Raw genomic sequence first — 25,829 nt, 5'->3', positions numbered from 1 at the left:
TTAACCGACACGATCACTTCATCACCCTTGGAACCTGTTATGCAGAAAATCCAGCATGTTCAGCCCGGTCTATCCGTGTCGGAAATTGCGCCCGCTACGCTAGCTAACACATCGCTATCGCAGGGCAGTAGCACCAGCGCGAGCCAAAAAGGCGCGCAATCCCTGATTCAGCAGGGTTTACATGATAAAAACAAACCGCCCGAACTGGAGCAGGGAAGCGGCAGTTCAGTGAAGAGTCAGGACTCGCGCTCGACGACCTTGCGCGAACTATTTTCAGCGGAAGGCGTGAGTCAGAGCGTAGCGCGCGCGCCGCGTGATTCGCTGGCATCGGGGGGGCCGATCCAGAGCCTGCCGCGTTTTGCCTCCACCGAAGCGGCTGAGATCAAAATAAATGGCAGTCATACCGCTACACCTGCCGCGAAACCCGATATCGCGCTGGACAGCCACGGTAAGCTTCAGTTTGGCAAAGGCTTGCCGGAGGCGCTGAGCACGCTGTTACAACAGACCATCGGGAAGAATAGCCAGCCGTTCGTGGCTCATCATGAAAATCAGGATGCACAGCAGCACGCGCTAGCTGACAAATCAGGGCGGCTGTTCGTGATTCAAAGCGATGACAATCAGCATATTGCGCTTCACAGCAGCGGCCGCAGCGCGATGCCAGCGGGCAAGCTGAGCGCGAGTAATGTACAGCTGGACTCCACGCCGGAACGTATTTCTCTGACAGCAACTTCGGGCGAATCTACCAGCGTGCCGCTCTCTGGACGCATGAACCACGAGCTGTTAACCGGTGTCCACCGACAGCCCGATTCAGCTTCAGGCGCGGGCGAGCAACTGCGTCTTCATGACGGCAAGCTCTTTGCACTGAATACCGAGTTTGGCGTCTGGCAGCAAAGCAGCGATATCGCCCACAGCCAGTTATCCCGGCAGGGCGATGGTCAACTGTATGCGGTCAAAGACGACCACACGCTGAGCAATTTGTCGTCAGGCACGGAGTCATCAGCCTTCAGCGATAAAATTACGGCGTTTTCCGCCAATCAAAACGGGCAGTCTGCCGTGCTGACCGAGCAGGATCACCTTACGCAACTGCATCTGATGAGCACGTTGGATGCTGCGCCGCAGCCGGTGGATCTCAAGCTGGACAATGGCGAACCGGTGTATGCGAAAGCAGTGGGATTAACCGCAGAACACCTGCTGATTGCCGACAATGACGGAAAACTTTACCACGCACCGCTGCCCGAGGCGGGTGCGTCGCACGCCACATTAACCCCGGTCAGCACGCCGGAACTGAATGCGGTGCTGGGTGACGACCATCGTATTACCGGATTTGCTCACGATGAACACGGCCAGACGCAGGCTCTCGCCACCGATCGCCAGGGACAAAAGCACGTCGCGCCTCTGGGGCTGAATGGGTTGTCCCCCATGCCGGGGTGGAACCTGAGCGACAGTCTGGTGGTGGATAATAAGCTGGGGCTGAGCACGACAGCACCCGAGGCGAAAGACACCTTAGATCTGGGACGACTGGGGCAAGTCGGTCTACAGGAAGGCAAAGTTCATTTTTACAACGGCAATACCAAAAGCTGGGAGGCATCCAGCGTTGAGGCCAGCCAGCTCAAGCGCGGGCTGGACAATCAGGCTTACACGCTAAAAGACGGTGAAATCAAGCCGCTGTCCATTAACCAGAAATCAGACTCGTTTACGCACGGTGACAATACCGTGTTTACGCTGCCGCAGGTGCGTATGACGCCGTCTGCGGGCACCGCACTCCCGGGAATTGCCAAGGACGATGACGTCTCGGCGATGGCGGTGATCAGCCGGAATAAATTTATTGCCGTCGATAAGCAGGGCGATCTGCATTTCCACCAAATCAAGCCGGGAACAGATAAGCTCGCTGCGCCGCCGCTGGCGCTGCCTAAAAATGGCTTGTCCGGTGAGATACAGGACATCGCGCTGGATCACCAGCAGACGCTCTTTGCCCTGAATAAAGACGGGCAGCTTTTCCAACTGCCGAAAGCCGACTGGCAAAATGCGGCGAATCACGACAGCGCGCACTGGCAGCCGGTGAAGACGCCGGCAGAGGGCAAAGTGAATTCACTGGGCACGAATGCGCAGCATCATGTGCAGGTAGCGCATGACGAGCATGAACTCCATACCCTGCAAGGGAGCGCGTGGAAAACGACGGTACCAAAAGGGGAAGCGCCGTTACCCGCTGAGCCACGTGCCGCAGAAACGGTGTTTGGTCGGCTGGATGTGGCGACCAAAGGGGGAAAAATACCGTTAACCGGGGTCACATTTAAAGCCGATGTTCAGGTTCTCGGTAAAACGGGCGAAGAGTCGCAGCAGGTGAAAAGCAAACTGTCAGATCTGCTGCGAGCCCATCTGGTCTCATTCACCCTGGACGTGCCGCGGCCGTTAAAAACCTTTGCCGACCATGTGCAACATCAGGTCAGCGGACGTGAAGGCCTGAAGCCTGTTTATGACATGCAAACCGAATTGCTGAAAAAGCTGGATGCCACAACGAGTCAACCGCAGGGCGCGGCGATGGATCTGGCAAGTAAGCTAGACAAGCTGGATCTGGGGGAAAAAGGGAAACCGCTGGTGAACCTGCTAAAACAGTTCCATACCGAACTGGAAAGCAGCTCGGCCAAAGCGGCGCTGCTGATCGGCAGGCAACAGGGCGTAGTGAACGATAACGGAGTCATGAACACGGAAGGCAAGCCCGCCAGCCTGCATGGCAGAGAAAAAGATCTGGCCCCGGTGCTGCTGGCGGCGATGGAAAATCATCCGTCATCGAAAACGAGTACGGCCGGTACGTTGATCAAAGCCTTTGTCGACAGCAAAACGCCGATAGCCCAAAAGCCGAATAGCGAGTCATTTGGGCAGCAGCGAGATACCAGCGATGCACTGTCACTGGCAAAAACGCGACTGGTACTGGATACCCTGGTGCTGGGAGACTTGCATAAGCTGACCGATCGCATCGATACGCTATCCGGTACGTCGCCGGGTGAGGCGGAACTGGCCTCGATGATGAAGGAGCTTAACGCGCTGCGACAGGGAGATTACGGCGAAAACCCGGTGAAGAAGATGACCGACATGGGGTTCACCAATCATAAGTCGCTGGAGGCGGATTACGATTCGGTTAAAACCTTTATGAAGGCGTTCAGGAAAGAGGACAACGCCATCAGCGTCACCTCGAAAACCGTGATGCAGGCGGCCAACCAGACGGACATGATCGATAAAATGAAGGCGACCGTCCTGTCATTGGACAGCAACGAAAGCATCGCGTTTAACCGGACCTATGGCGGCGGGGCATCTATGTCGTTTGTGGTCAGCGGCACGCCATTACCTTTCCCTCCGGTGCCGGGCGGCGGCGTCAGCGGCGAGCGCAATTACAATCTGAGCTTTTCTCGCGGTGAAAATGGCATCAACGTTGCCTTCGAGCGTTCAGGCGGAATTACCGGGAAAGTGAGTTACTCCGGCGGGTATGACGTCAGCCAGTATCTGACAGGAAAAACGTCGGCGCAGATGACGCAAAACATCAACAGCAAACACAGCTTCACACCGGACGTTCGAGCCTCCTTCGGCGTATCCGCCAGCCTGCAAATGGCGCAGCAAAATGCCTTGAACTTTACCCTCAGCGAAGAAGAACTGCCCGGCTTTATTGACGGCCTGTCGAGCGGCACGATCAACCCACTTGCCCTGCTGGATAAAGGGGAACAGCACAGCGTGAAGGCGGGAAAAACGGTCAGCTTCAATCTGGATGGCAATGCGGCGCTGGAGCTGCGCGGCGGAATCAACCTGACGGAAAAAGGTGCGGCGCCAACCAGCGCGACGCTGCGCGGATCGGTTGGCGTGACGGCGAGCGCTAACGTGTTGTCTGGCACCAGTTCGTCCAGCGTTTCACAAGGGGAGAAATCCACCACCTATACGGAATCCGACAACCGTCTGCGCTTCATGAATCAGGCTGCTGTGGGGGCAAACGCGACTCTCAGTGCCGGGGCGGCCAGAACGACACCGGAGGGTACCGTCCCGTTCTTCACTGCGGCCAGCGTTGGGGTGAATGTGGCGACCGATTCGCGTACTAACCAGTCAATTAGTCTGGGCATGAAAAAGGCTGAACCGTTGGAGAACAAAGACATTGAAGCGGTGACCAAGACGCTGGCTTCCGCCTTTAGCGATCCGGCCAGTCAGTTGTTGATCGACAGCGTGAAAGGCATGGAGGAACCGGGCGATCAACTGGCCATCCTGAATGCGCATTTTGCGGATAAACCGGCAAAAACCGACGATCAGCATCAGGGATTAATGAGTTTGAAAAAGCTGAACGTGCAGCAGGATGTTGCACAGCGCGACGGGGCAACGCTGGATAGCGTCAAACACACGACGTCCTATACCAACCTCAGCAAACTGACGGAAAATGGGCTATTTCAGGTGATCGGTAATCATTTGTTTTCTTCGCTGCCGCCAAGTAATGCCGATCGCATCAATCAACTGATCGCGGACAATCCGGCGCTGAAGGATATCGTGAGCCGCTTGCAGGATAACGACAGAGCGTCGGTGACGGTCTCGTTGGAACTGAAAGACGATGTGCGGGAAAAGATCGAGAAGGGCATTCAGAACAAGACGCACGGCAAGGATGACGTCATCGCGCTATTTAAAGACGGCAATAATTTGCGTCTCGCCAGCATTGAAGTCTCGAAGGCGGTGAAGAAGAGCGAAGGGTTCAATACCCCAGCGGTCATCATCAATGCGTCAAGCAGCGCGGGCGTTAGCATGAATAAACTGCTCGGTAACGTCAGCTTTAGCTACGGGCAGGATCAAACCGTACCGCAAAGTTACAAACTGAGCGGTGAGATTGCAAAAGCCAATCCCGCGACCGCCAACGCGTTGCAGCAGCTCCAGCAGGAAGGCTTGCAGCTAAACAGCTAATCGTAAATATCATGCGGTGATTACAGGAGAACAGAATGACACCCACACAACAGCATATTACTCGGCTATTACGCCATTACGGCGCGCTCAGCCGTACCCAACTGGGCTTGCAGGACGGCATCTGTGCGCTACGCGAACCGGGCGGTCAGGAGGCGGTGGTGTTGGAAGTCCCCGCCAGCAGCGGCATACTGCTATTACACAGCGATGTGATGCGATTTCAGGGGGAGGTTAGCACGGCGGTGTATCAGTTCATGCTGATGCTTAACTTTGAAATGGCGGCGATGAAAGGCTGCTGGCTGGCGCTGGATGAGAATGCGACGCTGCGTTTGTGCACTCAGCACACCGCTGAATCGCTCGATGAACCCAGCTTTACCGCGCTGCTGCCCGCATTTATCAGTCAGGCAAAAGAAACCCGACTGCTGATTCGCGGCTTGTTGCCACGACTCATGGCGGCGTAGCGCGGTTGAGCCACGTCATGCTATTGATCGATGGCAATAAAGGCCAGCATCGTTTCACTGCCGTCCAGAATATCGGATTGGATGGCCTGTCGAGCGGCGCTGGCATCGCGCTGCTGTAGCGCCGCGAAGACCTCTTCGTGATGTTCGATCGCCATTTGCACGGAAAAATGCGCATAGACCTGTGCAATCAGCGGGCCGGTGCGCATCCACAAGCTACCGATAAACTGCGTCAGCAGCGGCATACGCGCCGCCTGCGCCAGAAACAGGTGAAATTCGCTATTTAACCGCAGCGCTTCGCGTAGATTTTTCTCGTCAATCGCCAGACGATTCTGGCGAATATTCTCTTCAATCTGCTCCAGCATCTTCGGCGTAATGTGCGCAGCAGCCTGCTCGGCTCCCGTGCCTTCCAGCGCCAGCCGCAATGTGCGGATCTCGATAAACTGGGCCTCGGTCAATTGAGGGACGCGGATATCGCGCGGCGTCTTGAGCACCAGCGCCTGTTCTTTCGCCAGTTGCAGGATCGCATCTCGCACCGGCGTGACGCTGGTGCCCACCTGTGCGGCGAGTTCCCGTATTCTCAGGCGATCGTCCGGTTTGAGTTGGCCGGTAATTAACGCCTCACGCAGCATGGTATAAACGCTGGAACCCAGATAGCTGTGATTGATCTGCCCAATTGGATAATTCACTGTTCCCCCCAGAGAGAAGCGCTGCGCAACGTGATGAGATAAACATGAGTTCGCACCGCAACGACCCGCGGCGATGAGGCGTTAATATACAATATGATGCATCAACGAGGCTACGGGGAGGAGAGATCGCATGGGTGAAGAATCGACAAGAAAAGGTCATGAAATACGCAGTAGGGTATGACAAGGCGTAACCAACCTAAAATTATTGGTTAAGGAAGTATTTTATCGCGACTTAACGCAAACCCATTGTCATAAAATTATATATTACCTGACATATTGAGCTTGGTAATTAACGGTTCTACTATGCCGAAAAAATTATTATCAGGGATGAAACCATGCGTGGTTTTTTCAGGCTGATTTTTATCATGCCTGCGCTATTTTCTTATACCGTATTTTCCGCGTCGCTTAATCCGGCAGACCGAAATGACATTCAGCAGCGGCAGGCCGAAGTGATCGACCAGTCTCGGCAGCAGCGCGATGCCTTATTACAATTAAATCAACCTCAAACGACGATAAATCCCAATAGCAGAAGCGATGCCGGGCACTGCTTTTTCATTAAGGATATTACTTATCACAATAGCTCCCTGCTGCGTGAAAAAGATAAAAATAGGTTAAATAAAGATTATATTAATCGTTGTCTTAATGTTAATGATATAAATCAGCTGATTCATGACGTCAGTAATTGGTATATCGAACAGGGTTATATCACCAGTCGAGCCTTTATTGCTGAGCAAGATCTTTCTGGCGGCGTATTGCAGATTGATATTCTGGAAGGTCGCCTCGAATCTATTAATCTTAATAACCAATCAACGTGGGCATTAAAACTGGTTTTCCCAGGGCTGGAAGGCAAAATTCTCAATCTCCGGGATATCGAACAGGGCATGGAACAGCTCAACCGCATGCCGACGCAGCAGGTGAGCATCGAAATTCAGCCTGGCAGCCAGCCCGGCTATTCCATCGTCAACCTGACCAGTAAGAAACAGATTCCGCTGACGGCAAACATCGGTTTTGATAATAGCGGGCAGAAAAGCACCGGAGAGCGGCAGCTAAGCGGCGGTCTGTGGGCGGATAACGTGCTGGGGCTGGCCGACCAGTGGTTTGTCAACGGCGGGCACAGCAGCGAGTTTCGCGATAGCCGCAATGTCGAGAGCTTACAGGCGGGCGTGTCGTTGCCCTATGGTTACTGGACGCTCAGCTATGACTACTCGCAAAGCCGCTATCGCAATGACTTCATCAACCGGGATTTTCTCTGGCATTCAACCGGCGACAGCCAGACGCACCGCGCCACGCTGTCACGCGTGGTGTTCCGTAATGGTGACATGAAAACGAGCCTCTCGGCGGGCCTGTCGCACCGTATCGGAAAGAACTACCTGAACGATGTATTACTGCAAATCAGCAGCCGTAAACTCAGCAGTGCGATTATTGGCATCAATCATAGCCAGAAACTGTGGGGCGGGCTGGCGACGCTGAATCCGGCTTATAGCCGGGGAACGCGCTGGTTCGGTGCAGAAAGCGATGAAGGTAAATCTGACGATGCGTTCCGCGCTGAGTTCAACAAGGTAACGCTGGCGGCCAGTTATTACTACCCGATCGCAGACAACCTCCATTACCTCACCAACCTCTACGGCCAGTACTCACCGCAGCGCCTGTATGGCAGCGAACAGGTCACGCTGGGCGGGGAAACCTCCGTACGGGGTTTCAAGGAACAGTATATCTCAGGCAATCGCGGTGGTTACTGGCGCAACGAACTCAACTGGCGGGCGGCGCAGCTGCCGCTGTTGGGCAGCGTCACCCTGACGGCGGCGGTGGACGGCGGGCATCTCTCTTCACATCAGGCCGAAAGCGAATCGGCGGGTACGCTGTGGGGCGCGGCGGTAGGGGCTGGTGTCGCGAATCAATATCTATCACAACAAATCACGGTTGGCTGGCCATTGGCACATCCTGACTGGCTAAAACCGGATAGTGCCGTGGTGTATTACCGCGTTGGGCTGTCTTTTTAACTACTTTTCATTTTTCGTTGTTAATCGTTGAGACCGGGGTTCAGGGATGAAACCAATAAAAACCACACAGCGCCTGCTGGCGTATACGCTGATCCACCTGATTGCATTTCAGCCGCTGCTGCCGGCGATGGCGGCGGGCGTGCAGGTCGCGACGGGCAATACCGCGCTGGATCAGGCCGGCAACGGCGTCCCGGTCATCAATATCGCCACGCCAAACAGCGCGGGGATCTCCCACAACCAGTACCACGATTTTAACGTCGACAAGCCCGGTCTGATCCTGAATAACGGCACAGAACAGCTCAATCCCACCCAGCTCGGCGGGCTGATCCAGAACAACCCTAACCTGAAAGGCAAGGCTGCCGACGCCATCATCAACGAAGTGGTGTCCAGCAACCGCAGTACGCTGGCGGGCTACCTGGAAGTGGGCGGCAAGCAGGCCAGCGTGATTGTTGCCAACCCCAACGGCATTACCTGCGACGGCTGCGGCTTTATCAACGCCCCGCAGGTGACGCTGACCACCGGTAAACCACAGCTGGACGCGCAGGGGAACCTGCAGCATATCGACGTGAAGCGTGGCGATATCACGCTGACCGGGCAGGGGCTGGATGCGAGCAAGAGTGACTACCTCAGCCTGATTGCCCGTACCGCGCAGATTGATGCCGGGCTGAATGCTAACGATACCCGGATTGTGCTCGGTGCCAATCAGGTCGATGCCAATGGTACGGTCACCGCGCAGGCGGCGGACAGCGATGTGGCTGGCAGTCATGTAAAAGTCGCGTTGGATACGGGCGCACTCGGCGGGATGTACACCAACCGCATCAAGCTGGTTTCCAGCGATAAAGGCGTGGGCGTTAACGTCGGCAATCTGAGCGCGCGCAGCGGCGATATCACGCTGTCGGCCAACGGCAAGCTCAGCCTCGGCGATGCGGTGGCGAAAGGCACTATTCAGGCGGATGCGGACGCGCTGGCGCTGCGGGGCAAGCAGCAGGCGGGTGAAGCCCTGACGCTAACCGCGAAGCAGGACATTACGCTGCAGGACGCCACGCTGCGGGCCGGGAAGGATATCGCTCTCCGGTCTGACGGGACGCTGAACGCACAAAACAGCGTCATCAGCGCCGGTGTCGATGCGCAGGGCACGGTCAACGCCGCCAATCAACTCTCTCTCAAAGGTGACGGCGTCACGCTTAGCAATACCCGGCTTGCCGCGGGCAAGGTGACGGTCGGGGCGGGTCAGTCGCTGCAGCAGGATGCGAAAAGCGGCATCAAAGCGGAGTCGGCGCTCGATGTGCGCGGCGACGCGGTGTCGCTGGCGGGTAGCGCGGGCGCTGAAGATGTGCGACTGGAAGCAAAGACCCTTAACGGTGCCAGCAGCGCCCAGCTTCAGGCGAAAAACAATGCCACAGTGCGCGTCACGCAGCAGGGCGACTGGCAGGGGAACCTGACGGCCGGTAATGTGCTGACCGTTGACGGTGGGCGTCTGATGCAGCACGGCACGCTGGCAGGGAAAACCCTCACGCTGACGCTGGATGTGCTGGATAACCAGGGCGATATCGCTGCGTTGCAGGCACTGACGTTCAGCGGCGGTGACATAACGAACCGCGGCACATTAGCGGCGGCCGAGCGGTTGACGGTTAACGCGCAGCGCCTGGATAACAGCGGATTGCTCAGCGCCCGGCACGAGGTGAAACTTGAGCTGCAGACGGCGCTGAACAATCAGGGCAACATTCTGACTGATAATCAGCTGTTTTTGCTGGCCGGCAGCATCACCAACGGCGGGACGCTGCAGGCCGACACGCTGACCGCACAGGCTAACCAGTTCACCAGTCAGGGCGAGGTGACCGCAAACGCACTTGACCTGACCAGCCAAACGACAGAGAACCACGGCGTTATCAACGCCCGGCAGATGCTGGCGCTGCACGGCGGCAGTCTGGTGAACCGCGGCACGCTCAGCGCAGGTGAAAAACTGGCGCTGACGCTGGGTGATTCACTGGATAACCGCAGCCTGATGCAGGCGGGCAACACCCTGCAGATAACCGCCGACCGTCTCAGCAATGACGGCACGCTCACCGCCCCTGACTTACAGTTGCACACCGGCACGCTCGCCAATCAGGGGACGCTCCAGGCCGACAACGCGCTGCAGCTGGACGCCACGCGTTCACTGACGCAATCCGCCAACGGCATGCTGCTGGCGGGCACCGGCCTGACGATAAACGCGGGACAGGCGGAGACCGATGGCGACATTCAGGCGCAGCAGTTCCTGTTGAATGCCGAACGCTGGCTCAATACGGGCAAAACCAGTATTACCGGTGACGGACAGATTACCGCCGGGCAACTGGACAACCGCGGCAGCCTGTTGACGGCAGGCAACTGGACCATTCACAGCGATGTCGTCAGCCAGGCCGGGGCGTTGCAGGGCAATACCCTGACCCTCCAGGCCAGTACCCTCACCAGCAGCGGACAGGCACAGGCGCGGGGGGCGGTGAACCTGACCGTCGCCGATACCTTTACCAATAGCGGCGACTGGCTCAGTGGAGAGGCACTGCGCCTTCAGGCGGCGAAGACCGAGAACCGGGGCTCGCTGCAGGCGCTAACCCTGACGACAGACGGCGCGTCTTTCGACAACCGCGGCACGGTCAGCGGTATCAATAACCTGTCGCTCTTCCTGAGCGGCAACCTGACTAACTCCAGCACACTGCAGGGCAACCAGCTCCGGGCCGAGGCGGCACAACTGACCAATCAGGGCACGCTTCACGGCACCGACGCGCTGACGCTGGCGATAACCGGCAATCTGACTAATCAGGGAACACTGCTGAGTGACGGTGACAGCACCACGACGACCAAACGGTTTGATAATCAGGGCACCTTGCAGGCGAAAAACGTCACGCTGCAGGTCGATGAACTCGATAACGCGGGGAAAATCTTTGGTGTGTCCTCACTGGCGCTGACGGTGGCCAATCGGCTCACCAACCAGCAGGCGGGCAAGCTGCTGTCTCAGGGCGCTGCGGTGCTGACGGCGGCGGAGGGGGTGAATTCCGGAGAGTGGCAGGCGAAAGCGCTGACGCTGACGGCGAATAATCTCACCAATGACGGCCAGATCCAGGGCGATGATGCCTTATCCCTGACGCTGCCAGCGACAGACGGCAAAGGGACGTTAATCAACCGCGGCACGATGACGACGGGTGGGGACGCCACGCTGTTCGCGCGGTTGATGGAGAATCAGGGCACGCTCTCCAGTCTGGGTAACACTGCGCTGACTGGAACGTCGCTGATTAACGACGGCCGAGTGGTGGCGGCGACGGGGCTGTCGCTGCGCGGCGACTATCAGGGCCGTGGCCTGCTGAACACGGCGGGCACACTGACGCTGCACGGCGACACGCTGGTTAACGGCGGGCACTGGGAAAGCCGGGCGCTGTCTCTGCAAGGGAAGCACTTGACCAATCAGGGCACGGTGCTGGGGAACACGGTCGCGCTGTCTCTGGATCAACTGACAAACCACGGTGACATCACCGGTGTCGCTGCGCTAACGCTGTCGCTCGGCGACAGCCTGAATAATATCGGCACGTTGCGCAGCGACAGCCTGTCGGTTGCGGCGGCGGAGGTGAATAACCGCGGCGACATGCAGGGCATCAACACCCTGCAACTGAACACCACCGGGCTGCTGGATAACACGGGCGTCATCAGCGGCAGCCAGTCTGTGGCGGTGACAGCCGGTGACGTCAAACAGCGCGGCACGCTGGAAGGAAAAACCGTCACGCTGGACGCCGCCTCGCTGGCCAATCAGGGCAAGATACTGGGCGTGGATGCGCTGACACTCGCCATCGTGGGCACGGTCACGAACAGTGGTAGTGTGCTGACGCAGGGCAACGGTTCGGTTGCCGCCCAGCAGGTGGACAATAGCGGCCTGATGCAGGCGGGGAGTCTGACGCTGCAGGCCGACGATATCGTGAATGCCGGACAACTGCTGGGAATTGACGCGCTGTCCATCACCGCACAGCACGGGCTGACCAACCAGCAAACCGGTACACTGCTGACGCAGGGCGCGGCGGTGTTACAGGCTGCGCAGGCGGCGAACCACGGCGAGTGGCGGGCAGATAACCTGTCGCTGCAAACCGCCCATTTTAGCAATACGGGACGGGTTCAGACCGAAGGTAATCTGGACATCGCCGTAGAGCCTGCGGGTGCCCCTCATCAACGTTCATTCCTGCCGATGGTGCTGTCGCTGGCGGCAGATATCCAGCAACTCAACGCGCCATCCTCACGCCAGAGCGGCGGAGCAACCGACGGTGTGCTGGACAACCGCGGCACGCTGGTCTCCGGAGGCGACACGCAGTTACGCGCCACGCAGTTGGCCAATCAGGGCTCCCTCGCCAGCAACGGTACGGCAACCTTTATCGGTGAGACGGTGGCGAATGATGGCGATATCGTGGCCGTCACTGGGCTGTCACTGGCGGGCCATTATCAGGGCCGCGGGTCGCTGCAGACTGACGGGCTGCTGGACTGGTCCGGCACCACGCTCACCAACCGCGGGCGCTGGCAGGCGAATGCCATTCAAGCGAAAGGACTCACGCTGGATAATCAGGGCACGCTGCTGGGGCAGCGCACCGACATCACGGCCGCTAGCCTGTTTAACAGCGGTGAGATTGCCGGGGTTGACGCACTGCAACTGACCTTTGCCGATAGCCTGACCAATCAGGGGCAGATCTATGGGGCGACGCTGGGGCTGTCGGCGACTGACCTGTTCAATCAGGGGGAACTCTCCGGTGATACGCTGCACCTGACGCTGCAGGAGACGGTGCGCAACCGCGGTCTTATCAGCGGCAGCCAGCGGGTACAGCTTGAGGCAGGTCAGGTCGAGCAGTTGGGTTCACTGGAAAGCCGCCAGCTGCAGGTGCAGGCGAACGCACTGGACAATCAGGGCACGATGCTGGGCGTGGATGCGCTGACGCTGGCGATTAACACCACGGCGCGCAACAGCGGGAAGTGGCTGAGTCAGGGCGACAGCACGCTGACCGCCAGCCGACTGGAAAACAACGGACAATGGCAGGCGAAGACGCTGACGCTGACGGCCGATGACGTCGGGAATGCCGGCCAGCTGTTGGGACTGTCGGCGCTGACGCTGACGGCGAAAAACCGTCTGGACAATGCGAAAACCGGCCAACTGCTCACTCAGGGGCTGGCAGTGCTGAACGCGGCCGAGGCGATCAATGACGGTGAATGGCAGGCAGACAGCCTGACGCTCGACGCGCAGAACCTGATTAACCGCGGGCACCTTCAGGGCGACCAGTCACTGAAGATGACGCTGGCAAACGGCGACGTCACTAATCAGGGCACACTGTGGAGCAAGCTCGCCACGATTGCTGCCCGCACGCTGACCAACGCGGGTGAGATGACCGGCGTGAACGGTCTGCAACTGACGCTGGATGACGCCTTAACCAATCAGGGCACGCTGAGCAGCTATCACCTGACCGCGCAGGCCAACAAACTGGTCAATAGCGGGAAAATCAACGGCCTTGACCGGCTCGAACTGACAGTCGGTGACAGCCTCACCAATACCGGCACGCTGTACGGGGCGGCGCTGGCGCTGAACGCGAACGATCTGACCAATAGCGGTGCGATCACCGGTGTCAACAGTCTGTCCCTGGGGCTGAACGGAACGCTGAATAATACCCGTGACATCAGCAGTAATGCGCTGACGCTCAGGGCCAATGACGTATTCAACCGCGGTACCCTGACGGGCGTGAACGGGCTGACGCTGGAGCTCGGCAATCATCTGGATAATCAGGGTGCGCTGAACAGCCAGGCGCTCGCCATTGCCGCCCGCGATGTGACCAACGGCGGACAGCTTAACGGCACACGCGACCTGAAACTGTCGCTGGACGGCACCCTAACCAACACCGGAGACCTCACCAGCCAGCGTATGGGCATCACTGCGCAGGACGTGCTCAACCACGGGCAGGTGCTGGGCTCAGACAATCTGCAAGTCGATCTGCGTAATAAACTGGATAACCGCGGGCTTATCAGCGGCAGCACCGCGTTGGGTATCGTTGCGAACCATATCGACCAGCAGGGGACGCTGGAAGCGCGGGCGCTGACGGTGGACGCGCAGGCGCTGGATAACCACGGCAAGATGCTGGGCGTCGATGCGCTGACGCTGGCGATTACGGGGACGGCGCGCAATCAGGGGAAATGGCTGAGTCAGGGCGCCAGCACGCTGACGGCGGATCGGGTTGACAATCACGGGCAGTGGCAGGCGAGTGACATCACGCTGCAGGCCAGTGAGCTGACTAACCGCGGACAGATTTTTGGTCTCAATGCGTTGTCGCTGAGCGCCACCAACGGCCTGACGAATCAGCAAAACGGGAAACTCCTGTCGCAGGGTATTGCGGTTTTACGCGCCGCGAGCGTGACAAACGACGGCGACGCGCAGGCAGACCGCCTGACGTTTGACGCCCAGCAACTGACCAACCGAGGGCGGATGCAGGGTGACCACGGGTTAGCCGTTACGCTGGATCGCGCCAACCCCGCCAGCCAGTTAACCAATCAGGGCACACTGCTCTCCGGCGGCGACGGCTGGCTGAGCGCCAGCCTGCTCGATAATCAGGGCACCGTGTCCGGCGTGGGTACGCTGACGTTCGACAGCGGTGCGATAAACAACGCGGGCACTGTGATTGCCGACGGGGCGCTGTCGCTCAATGGTGACTATCAGGGCGCAGGCCTGTTGCATACCGCCGACACCCTGACGCTGCGCGGCAATCAGCTGAACAACAGCGGACGCTGGGAAAGCCGGGCGCTGACGCTGAACGGCGGTTCGTTCAGCAACACTGGCACGGTTATCGGTGAGCGTAGTATCACGCTGGAACTGCGTGATGGCCTGATGGTCGGCGACACCGGCCAGCTGCTGACCAACGGGGCTCTGCAGGCACAGGCGGGCACGGTCATGAACGACGGGCGCTGGCAGGGCAACACGCTGGCGCTGACGGCCGATGACGTCGGGAATGCCGGCCAACTGCTGGGGCTGTCGGCACTGTCGCTGACGGCGAAAAACCGTCTGGACAATGCGAAAACCGGCAAGCTGCTCACACAGGGCCAGGCGGTGCTGAACGCGGCCGAGGCAAGCAACGAGGGTGAATGGCAGGCGGACAACCTGACGCTCGACGCGCAGCAACTGACCAACACCGGTCATATTCAGGGCGACCAGTCACTGACGCTGACGCTGGCAAACGGCGACGTCACCAATCAGGGCACACTGTGGAGTAAGAACGCCGATATTGCAGCCCGCACGCTGACCAACGCGGGTGAGATGACCGGCGTTGACGGTCTGCAACTGACGCTGGATGACGCCTTAACCAATCAGGGCACGCTGAGCAGCTATCACCTGACCGCGCAGGCCGGCAGGCTGAACAACAGCGGGAAAATCAACGGCCTTGACTATCTCGAACTGACAGTCGGTGACAGCCTCACCAATACCGGCACGCTGTACGGGGCGGCGCTGGCGCTGAACGCGAATGACCTGACCAACCGCGGCACGATGACGGGCGTGGACAGCCTGTCTCTGAACCTGAACGGAACGCTGAATAACACGCGTGACATCAGCAGCAATGCGCTGACGCTCAGGGCCAATGACGTCGTCAACCACGGCACCCTGACGGGGGTGAACGGACTGACGCTGCAGCTTGGCAATCATCTGGATAATCAGGGCGCGCTGAACAGCCAGGCGCTCGCTATTACTGCCCGCGACATGACCAACGGCGGACAGCTGAACGGCACCCGCAGCCTGCAGTTAACGCTCGATGGTGGCTTGACGAACACCGGTGACCTCATCAGCCAGCGCATCGATATTACCGCGCAGGATGTGCTCAACCACGGGCAGGTGCTGGGCTCGGCCGATCTGCAAGTCGATCTGCGTAATGCACTGGATAACCGCGGTTTAATCAGCGGCAGCACCACATTGGGTATCGTTGCGAACGATATCGACCAACAGGGGACGCTGGAAGCCCGCGCGCTGACGGTGGACGCGCAGACGCTGGATAACCACGGAAAAATGCTGGGCGTGGATGCGCTGACGCTGGCGATTACGGGGACGGCCCGCAATCAGGGGAAATGGCTGAGTCAGGGCAGCAGCACGCTGACGGCGGATCGGGTCGACAATAACGGCGGCCAGTGGCAGGCGGGCGACATCACGCTGCAGGCCAGCGAGCTGACTAACAGCGGACAGATTTTTGGTATTGATGGGTTGTCGCTGAGCGCCGCCAACGGCCTGACGAATCAGCAAAACGCGAAACTCTTGTCGCAGGGCGTCGCGGTATTGCGTGCGGCGACGGTGGAAAACGACGGTGACGTGCAGGCAGACCGCCTGACGTTTGAAGCACAGCAACTGACCAACCGCGGGCGGATACAGGGGGATAACGGGTTAGCCGTTATGCTGGACCGTACCAACCCCGCCAGCCGGTTAACCAATCAGGGGACGCTGCTCTCCGGCGGCGACAGCTGGCTGAGCGCCAGCCAGCTCGACAATCAGGGCACCGTGTCCGGCGTGGGTACGCTGACGCTCGACAGCGGTGCGATAAACAACACAGGCAACGTGATGGCCGACGGGGCGCTGACGCTCAACGGCGATTATCAGGGCGCAGGTCTGTTGCATACTGCCGACATCCTGACGCTGCGCGGCAATCAACTGCGCAATAGCGGACGCTGGGAAAGCCGGGCGCTGGCGCTAAACGGGGGGACGTTCAGTAACGCTGGCACGGTTATCGGTGAGCGCGGTATCACGCTAGAGCTGCGTGACGGCCTGACGGTTGGCAGCACCGGCCAACTGCTGACCAACGGGGCCCTGCAGGCGCAGGCAGGCAGTGTCAGTAACGACGGGTTCTGGCAGGGCAAGACGCTGGAACTGTCCGCAAACGACCTGACAAACGGCGGCTCGCTGCTCGGTCAGGACGGACTGCGTCTTGAGTTGCCGGGCACCTATCAGGGGAATGCACAGTCACGTCTGCTGAGCGACGGCGAGGCTGTTATCACGGCTGACCGTCTGAGCCAGAGCGGTGAGATAGCCGCGGGTACGCTGCACCTGACCACCACCGCGCTGGATAACAGCGGGCGCGTGCTGGGCAGCAATGGTCTGACGGTCACCAACCGTGATGAACTGATTAACCGCGCCGGAGCGGAACTGCTGACCAACGGCGCAGGCCGCCTCGACAGCGGTTCGCTGCGCAATGCCGGTACGCTGCAGGCCAACGACCTGCAACTGCGCGCGGGTGAAATCGACAATCAGGGTCGCATTCAGGGTACCGACGCGCTACGTCTGCTCGACGTGCTGCGCTATGTCGGCAATAAAAGCAGTCAGCTGCTCAGCAAAGGCGTCGCGACACTGAATGCCAAACAGACGGACAACGCTGGTTTATGGCAGGCGGGCACGCTGACGCTGGACGGTGACACGTTCCGCAATAGCGGCACGGTGGCGGGGCTGAACCGCCTGTCGCTCAGCGGCGACGCACTCAACAATCAGGGCGAACTGTTCTCGCAGGGCACGGTGTCGTTAACCGGCACGACGCTGGAAAACGGCGGCACGCTGACGGGCGTTGGCGGCTTTACGCTGAATCTCACTGAACGCGTGGATAACCTGACTACGGGGCGATTGCTGAGCGGCGGCACGGGCGAACTGACGACCGGCGTGCTGCGCAATCAGGGGCTGTGGCAGTCGGATGAATTACACCTGACCGCCCGTGACCTTGAACAGCAGGGCAATCTGCTGGGCGTACAGCGCGGGACGCTGCAGCTGAGCGGCTCGTATCAGGGCGCTCAGGGCAGCCAGCTGGTCAGCGGCGGTGACCTGAGTCTGACGGCACATGACATTACCAACCGCGGGCAAGTGCAGGGCAACACCCTGACGCTGGGCGCGGAGACGCTCGACAATCACGGCTCCCTGCGCGGCGACCGCGCGCTTAACGCCACCGTCACCGGTCAGTTTACCCATGCCTCGCAGTCGCGTTTAAGCAGCGACGGCACGCTGAGCGTGCAGGCAACGGCGCTGGACAATCAGGGCGACATCAAAGCGGCCACCACCACGCTGACGGGCAAGACGCTGGAAAACGGCGGCACGGTGCAGGGCATCGCGGCATTGCAACTGGACGCAACAGACCGCATCGTCAACCAGCAGGGCGGGCAGCTGTTGTCCGATGGCACCACCACGCTGAACTCGGCGGCAGTCGACAACCTCGGCTGGCTACAGGGGCGCGGACTGGTGGTGAACACCACACAGCTGACCCAGCAGGGCAACCTGATGGCGCAGGATAAACTGACGCTGAAAATTCCGCGGTGGGTGAATAACGGGCTGGTGCAGGCCGGTGAACTGGAGATTATCGCCGATGAACTCGACAACCACGGCACGCTGCTGGGGCTGACACAGCTGGCGCTGCAGACGCAGCGGCTGATTAACCGGCAAGGGGCGAAGCTCTACAGCGCGCAGGACCTGCGCCTGAAAACGCAGGAGATGCAGCAGGACGGACAGCTGGTGGCGCTGGGTAACCTGAGCGCCGACATTACCGGGCCGCTGACCTTCACCCAAAGCATGGCTGCCGGGAAACAGCTGACGCTGAACGTGGCGGGTGACCTCGACCAGCGCGGCACCCTGCAGGGGCAATCGGTCCAACTGACCAGTACTGGCACGCTGACCCATCAGGGCAATATTCTTGCGGGCGGCGGCGAATCGCGCCTCAGCGCCAAAGACATTGTACAGGCAGAGGCGGGCAGCATTCAGGCGGGTGGCAATCTGACGCTGGTCACTGATAACACGCTGAATAATAAAGGACTGATTGGTACCACGGGTGACCTGCTGGTGCAGGCCGGCGGCGTGTTACACAACAGCAGCATGCTGTATGCGGGCGGCAATATGCGCCTGCTGTCGGACTCGCTGACCAACGTGTTCGGCACCATTCTGGCGGGCAATAATCTGTGGGTGCAGCGCGATGCGCAGGGCAATGCCAGTACCTCGCTGCTCAACAGCTCCGGCACTATTGAAACGCAGTCTGGGGATATCACAATAAATACCGGTACGCTGACCAATCAGCGCGAAGGGTTGGTGGTGACGGAGAGTGAATCAAGACCCGTTGATTTACCTAGCGGTGTCGGTGGAACTTCTATTTTAGAATATATTGATGTCTATAACATAGACCAAACAAAAATCGGATACTACGTTAGCAGTGAATATTTTCCTGGTAATGCTGATGAATCATCATGGTATGTAGATACTTATTATTTTGCACCATATAGAGACTACTCTTTGAAGAAGTTTCTTGTTAACTCTAAAGGTGTGAAATTTAATAATGAGATTTTAAACAGGCAAGCCGTTATTTCATCTGGAGAAGGGGTTTCTATAAGGTCTGACTATTTTAGTAATGTTATTTCAACTATTAATGCAAATGGAAATATTTTATTAAAAGGTAGTGTGCTAGATAATAAATCCTATCAAACGGGAGAGGTTAATGAGTATCTAACTTATAGTTATAAGGGATATAGTCCTATTATATCTATAAAAGAGGGAGAAGAATGGATGGATTATGGGGGGATGTATATTTACCCCAGAGATCGTTATATAACATATACGCTAGATGGCACCCCAACCTATGAAAAAACCGTTGGTGAAAGCTATAACGCGTTAATTCAGGCGGGCGGCACCATTACCGCCGACATTAAACAAGACATCAGCAATACCACGTTGCAGCCGGGCAGCGGCGGGTTTATGCCAGCGACCACCAAACCGGTGCTGGATGCCATCACCACGCTGTCGCCATTGCAGAAACAGACCACGCGCCAACTGGTCAGTCAGGATTCGTCGTTTAATGCCGGGGCGGTCGACGTCACCCAAGCAGGAAGCGGACCGGCGACGCTGGCGGGCAATGCCGCAGGCGTGGCGGCGACGGGCAAAACTGTCACGCTGACCCAGCAGTCTGGCACCGCATTGCAAACCGGCGCGCAGGCGGCCAACATCACCACGGCCATCGCGGCGCCGAATACTGCCGGGCCGCTGACGCTCAACACCGGTGACGCAGTGGTGTTATCGCCTTCTGCTTCCGGCCACGTCAGTAATCCTGATGCGGTCACGCTGACGCCACAGTCTGGCACTGCGCTGCAAACCGGCGCGCAGGCGGACAACATCACGGCGACGATTACGGCACCGAATACTACAGGGCCGCTGACGCTGAACACCGGTGATACAGTGGTGTTACAACCTTCAACCTCCGGCCACGTCAGCAACCCTGATGCCGTTGCGCTGTCGTCGACGGGTCAACGGCCTGATGCGGGCAAGAGCCTGACGCCGGTTAACGTGGACAACACCGCAACGGGTGTAACGATAGCAGGCACGGTAGGTACTCCCGCCACATTGACCACACCGGGCATGGCCGCGATTGATGCACCGAAGCCGACGGTCAGTGCAGACACCCCGCCGGGCGGGGCGACGCCTTCTGCGCCACCACTGCTTTCTGCCGCAGACCTGCTGAGCGCCATCGGCAACGGCCTGCAAAACCTGAGCACCAACCCGCTTGCCGAGTACCCGCTGCCGACCGGCAATAACGGGCTGCTGGTTGTCGATCCAAATGCCGACAGCCGCTACCTGATCCACACCAACCCGAAACTGGAACAGCTGGGACAGGTCGACAATGCGCTGTTCAGCGATCTGCAGACGCTGCTGGGGCAACAGCCGTCAACGGTGGTGCCGGTTGAGACGCGCTCGCAGTGGACGCAGGCCGACCGGGTGCTGGGCTCGTCCTATCTGCTGGACAAGCTGAATCTGGATGCGGATCACGATTACCGCTTCCTCGGGGATGCGGAGTTTGATACCCGCTACATCAGCCAGGCGGTATTAAAACAGAGCGGACAGCGTTACCTGAACGGCACCGGCTCCGATTTGGCACAGATGCAAATGCTGCTGGATAACGCGGCGGCAGCGCAGAAAGGCATGAACCTGCAACTGGGCGTCAGCCTGACGCCGGATCAGGTCGCGAACCTCAGCCAGAGCCTGGTCTGGTGGGAAAATATCGAGGTCAACGGGCAGACCGTACTGGCACCGAAGCTGTATCTGGCGCAGGCGGATAAAAGTAACCTGCAGGGCAGCGCGATTGTCGCGAACAAGGTTGAACTGAACGCCGGCGGCAGCGTCACCAACAGCGGTACGCTCAGGGCGGTCGACGTGCTGGCAATCGCCAGCGGCGACAGGATTGATAACCACGAAGGCGGCCTGATCAAGTCAGACGGCGGCCTGAATCTGGTGGCGCTCAACAACATCACCAACAGCGGCAGCCGGATTGAAGGCAGCACGCTGCAGCTCGCCAGCATCAACGGCGATATCATCAACCGCACCGAAAGCCGCAACTTCCAGACCGCGCAGCCGACCTCATCGCGCAGCGGCACCGGCTCGCTGGTCTTCACCGAACTGGGCAAAACCGCCGAAATCGTCGCGGGCAACAGCCTGACGCTCAGCGCGGGCAAGGATATCCGCAACGTGGCGGCCACGCTCAACGCCGGGCAGGACATGGCACTGAACGCCAAAGGCAATGTGGCGATGGAGGCGCTGACGCTGACCAACAACCGTGTCGATATCGGCTGGGGCAGCAGCACCGCGCTGAATACCTCTGTTTCAGGCAGTACCGTCACGGCGGGCGGTGCGCTGAAAGCCGTCGCGGGGCAGGATATTCAGATTGATGCCAGCGCGCTTTCCGGCGGCACGGCGCTGTCGCTGGCAGCGGGTAACGATATTCGCCTGACGGCGCAGGACACGCTGAAAGAGACGCTGTATCAGGGCGGCAGCACCGCGCAGCGTCGCACGCAGGACGTGGCAAACAGCCAGCTCCTGACCGGCGGCGATCTGAATCTGGTGGCGGGACGGGATGTGCTGTCCGAAGCAGCCAGCCTGAACGCCAAAGGCAATGCGACACTGGCGGCCGGACGTGACCTGAATCTGCTGTCTGAAACCGAAGAAACCTACAGCGGCAACTGGTGGAACCGTCACGCCGACTGGCAGCAAAACATCACCCAGCAGAGTACTGAGCTGACGGCTGGAAAAGGTCTGAACCTGCAGGCGGGCAGAGATATCAATCTGCAGGCGGCACAGGGCGTGGCGAGCGGCGCGGTGACGGTACAGGCGGGTAACGACATCAACCTGCTGTCGGCCACCGAAACGCAGCACACCTTCTTTGAAGAAACGAAGGTCAAGAAAAAAGCCTTCTCGAAGACGGTGACGCATACGCTGCAGGAAACGTTGCAAACCAATGAGAAAGGCAGTCTGTTGTCGGGTGACAGTGTCACGATGGCGGCCAATCAGGATATCAACCTGCAAGGCTCCTCCGTGGTCGGTGACAAACAGGTCTCGCTGCTGGCGAATAATGATGTCAACACCGCTGCCAGCGTCGAGAACTACCAGAACTATGAAGAGCACAGCAAGAAAAAAAGCGGGCTGTTTAGCGGCGGCGGCATTGGCTTTACCATCGGTTCAACCTCGACGAGCCAGAAACTGCGCGATCAGGCCGCGACACAAAGCCAGAGCATCAGCACCCTCGGCAGTACGACCGACTCGGTGACGGTGAAGGCCGGGAACGATGTCACGATCAGCGGCACCGATATGGTGGCCGGAAAAGACATCTTCCTGCAAGGCAACAATGTCACAATCGATCCGGGCTATGACACGCGTAAACAGCAGCAGGAGTTTCAGCAGAAAACCGCGGGTCTGACCGTGGCGCTGTCCGGAGTGGTGGGCTCGGCGCTCAACAGCGCGGTGCAGAGCCTTCAGGCGGCGAAAAGTGAAAGCGATGGCCGGCTGGCGCTGCTTCAGGGTATGAAGGCCGGGCTGGCGGGGTATCAGGCCTATCAGGGCAGCCAGTCCGAGCTGAACAACAAAGGGGAAGCGTCTTTTGTTGGCGTCAGTATTTCTCTCGGGGCACAAAACTCACGCTCCAGCCAGACCAGCGAGCAGAAGCAGAGCTTTGGCTCGACGCTCAATGCGGCGGGGGATATTGGCATTGAATCGCGCACCGGGGATATCACGGTCGCGGGCAGCCAGCTTAAGGCGGGCGGCGATGTCCTGATGAACGCGGCGCAGGATATCCACCTGCTCTCGGCGCGTAACAGCGAGGATATCAGCGGTAAAAACAGCAGCAGCGGCGGGAATATCGGCATCAGCCTGGGCTTAAGCAACGGGAGCGCGGGGCTCAGCATTTTCGCCAACGTTAATGCGGCGAAAGGGCGAGAAACCGGCACGGGCAACACCTGGTCAGAAACCACGGTGGATGCGGGCAACCACGTCACGCTGAAAAGCGAGCGCGACACGCGGCTGACTGGCGCGCAGGTGAACGGCGGGCGCATCGATGTTGACGCCGGGCGTAACCTGCTGCTGCAAAGTCAGCAGGACAGCGACCGCTATGATTCCAAACAGACCAGCGTGGCCGCCGGCGGCAGCTTCACCTGGGGATCGATGAGTGGCAGTGGTTACCTCAGCGCCAGCAAGGACAAGATCCACAGCAACTATGACAGCGTGCAGCAGCAGACCGGGTTCTTTGCCGGTAAAGACGGATTTGGTATAAAAACCGGTGAACATACCCAGCTTGACGCTGCGGTAATTGGCTCCACTGCCAGCGCAGAGAAAAACCGGCTGGAAACGGGGACGCTCGGCTGGAGCGGGCTCAACAACAAAGCCGAGTTCAAGGTGGAGCACAGTGGCATCGGCCTCAGCGCGAGCCCCTCTATGAGTGGCAGTATGCTCTCGACGCTGGCGATGACGGTCCCGTCGGCGCTGATGTCGCTGGGTAATAGCGGCAGTGCCGCCAGCACCACCTATGCGGCGGTGAGCGATGGCACCTTGTTGTTGCGGGATACGGCGAAGCAGGTGCAGGATATCGCTACGCTGAGCCGTGACGTTGAGCACGCGAACAACGCGCTCAGCCCGATCTTTAACAAAGAGAAAGAGCAGAAACGCCTGAAACAGGCGCAGCTGATTGGCGAAATCGGCGCGCAGGTGATGGATATCGTGCGCACGGAAGGCGAGCTGAAAGCGCAGAAAGCGGCGGAAGCCAAGGGCGACGCCAAAGTCAAGCGTCCGCAGGACGGTGATTCGGTGCAGGAATGGGAAGTCTATAAAAAGGCGCTGACGGAATCGCCGACCTATAAAGCCGAGATGCAGAAATACGGCACAGGGAGTGATTTCCAGCGTGCGGCACAGGCGGCCACGGCGGCAATTCAGGCCCTGGCGGGCGGGGACATTCAGAAAGCGATTGCCAGCGGTGCATCACCGTATCTGGCGCAACTGGTGAAAGACGTCACGCTACCGAAGGACGAAAGCAAAATCACGGCGTCGGATATCGCGGCCAACGCGATGGCGCACGCGGTGGTGGGTGCAGTAGTCGCGCAGCTGTCGGGGCAGGATGCGGCAGCAGGGGCGATTGGTGCCTCCAGCGGCGAACTGGCCGCCCGTGCGATTATGGCTGATCAATACCCCGGCAAGACGGCGAACGACCTGACGGAAGAGGAAAAGCAGTCGGTCAGCGCGCTTTCCACGCTGGCCTCCGGGCTGGTATCCGGTCTGGCAAGCAACAGCACCGCTTCCGCCGCCAGCGGCGCGCAGTCCGGGCGTAATGCGGTGGAGAATAACTCGCTGTCGCTGGTTGCGCGCGGTTGTGCCGCTCTCTCACCGTGCCGGACTAAGGTTGCAGAGCAGTTACTGGAGATAGGTGCTAAAGCCGGAATAGCTGGTCTTGCCGGAGCGGCCATCAAGGATGTTGCTGATAAGATGACCTCTGACGAGCTGGATCATCTTGTTACCCTAGAAATGATGGGCAATGATGAGATCACCGTGAAGTATCTGAACTCGCTTCAGGATAAATACGGTTCTGAAAATGCTTCCAATCCGAATTTAGGTAAGGATCTGACTAACGAGCAAAAAGCGGAACTGGGCGGTACAGGTTCAGGTACGCCGGGCGGTTGGGAGCCTCAGGATGAAGAGAATGCCCGTAATAGTGACTCTTCATCAGATCCTAAAAGTAGATCACAGTATGAGCAATATGTGGATTCGTTACGTGCATCAATGGAAAAGCCCAATGTTAAGGATGATAATCTTAAAAACATAATCAATGATTTATATAGGCCAAATGCCAAAGTTGGTAGTGGAAGTACCGCGGATGCTGTTCGCTATGAATTAGCTACGGGCGAAAAAGTTGGCGGAAGGGGGCATGTTGAAAAAGCGCAAACATACTCCAAGGCTCTTCAAGATTGGTTGAATAAAAATCCTCAGGCCTCTTCAAGTGATAGAGCTGCGGCGGAAAACGTTCTGAAAGATATGCAAAATGCTCTTAAGGGTAAGAAGTGATGGATAAGCATGTTAATGAGTATCTGAGTATCTTTACTCAGAAGTCGGAATATATAAAAAATGAAGTAAATAAGAGTGTCGAATATTGGTACCCAGATCCTCCGCCGACAATTTTATTATTTTCGCTAGTAGGTAAAGCGCTAGTGAGCCAATTAGCCTCATTAGAGCAGTCAGACAAATCAATTTTTTTCCAGCACATCGAAACCGGAATGGTGTCAGATAATGATGATTTGGCAACGGCGGTAGCAACTGGTCTTATTGAATCTTTAGTTACAGCTACCGATGAAAATGAGTCTGTGTGGAAAGAAGTTGAAAGTTGTCTCCATACTGAATCAAAAAAGCACGCACTATCGTGGAAAAATTTTGGGCAGTAATAGAATTTACCTGACTCAATAAAAGTAATCGTAAAAAT

The 25,829-nt window shown here is 58.4% G+C and carries 6 protein-coding genes; 5 read left to right on the top strand and 1 reads right to left on the bottom strand.

Annotation, left to right across the window (positions count from 1 at the left end; translation table 11 throughout):
- Nucleotides 1–39 precede the first annotated feature (39 nt).
- A complete protein-coding gene (locus tag Q3A88_RS14425; RefSeq protein WP_317178161.1) occupies nucleotides 40–4,923 on the top strand; it encodes an AvrE-family type 3 secretion system effector in 4,884 nt (1,627 codons plus the stop codon).
- A gap of 35 nt (nucleotides 4,924–4,958) precedes the next feature.
- Nucleotides 4,959–5,381, top strand: coding sequence for a type III secretion system chaperone (locus Q3A88_RS14420; protein ID WP_317178160.1), 423 nt, complete (start codon nucleotides 4,959–4,961; stop codon nucleotides 5,379–5,381).
- A gap of 20 nt (nucleotides 5,382–5,401) precedes the next feature.
- Here Q3A88_RS14420 and Q3A88_RS14415 read toward each other — a convergent pair whose 3' ends face one another.
- Nucleotides 5,402–6,067: a GntR family transcriptional regulator gene (locus tag Q3A88_RS14415; protein ID WP_317178159.1), complete on the bottom strand. Its 666-nt coding sequence runs from the start codon at nucleotides 6,065–6,067 to the stop codon at nucleotides 5,402–5,404.
- Nucleotides 6,068–6,402: 335 nt separating this feature from the next.
- Between Q3A88_RS14415 and Q3A88_RS14410 the strand changes: the two genes are divergently transcribed.
- The 3 genes from Q3A88_RS14410 to Q3A88_RS14400 are packed head-to-tail and all read left to right on the top strand — an operon-like array spanning nucleotide 6,403 to nucleotide 25,791.
- The gene (locus Q3A88_RS14410; RefSeq protein WP_317178158.1) at nucleotides 6,403–8,067 is read left to right on the top strand and encodes a ShlB/FhaC/HecB family hemolysin secretion/activation protein; all 1,665 of its coding nucleotides are present in this window, start codon (nucleotides 6,403–6,405) and stop codon (nucleotides 8,065–8,067) included.
- A 46-nt stretch (nucleotides 8,068–8,113) separates the two neighbouring features.
- Entirely contained in the window at nucleotides 8,114–25,417 is a 17,304-nt protein-coding gene (locus Q3A88_RS14405; protein WP_317178157.1) for a hemagglutinin repeat-containing protein, read from the top strand.
- A complete protein-coding gene (locus Q3A88_RS14400; protein WP_317178156.1) occupies nucleotides 25,417–25,791 on the top strand; it encodes a hypothetical protein in 375 nt (124 codons plus the stop codon). The genes Q3A88_RS14405 and Q3A88_RS14400 overlap by 1 nt, the downstream gene beginning before the upstream one ends.
- Nucleotides 25,792–25,829: the final 38 nt, after the last annotated feature.

The sequence above is a fragment of the Pectobacterium sp. HCp5_1 genome (assembly GCF_032905925.1).
Lineage (GTDB): Bacteria > Pseudomonadota > Gammaproteobacteria > Enterobacterales > Enterobacteriaceae > Pectobacterium > Pectobacterium brasiliense_A.
The sequence above is the reverse complement of the archived record's forward strand: the minus strand, read 5'-3'. Positions and strand labels throughout refer to the sequence as shown.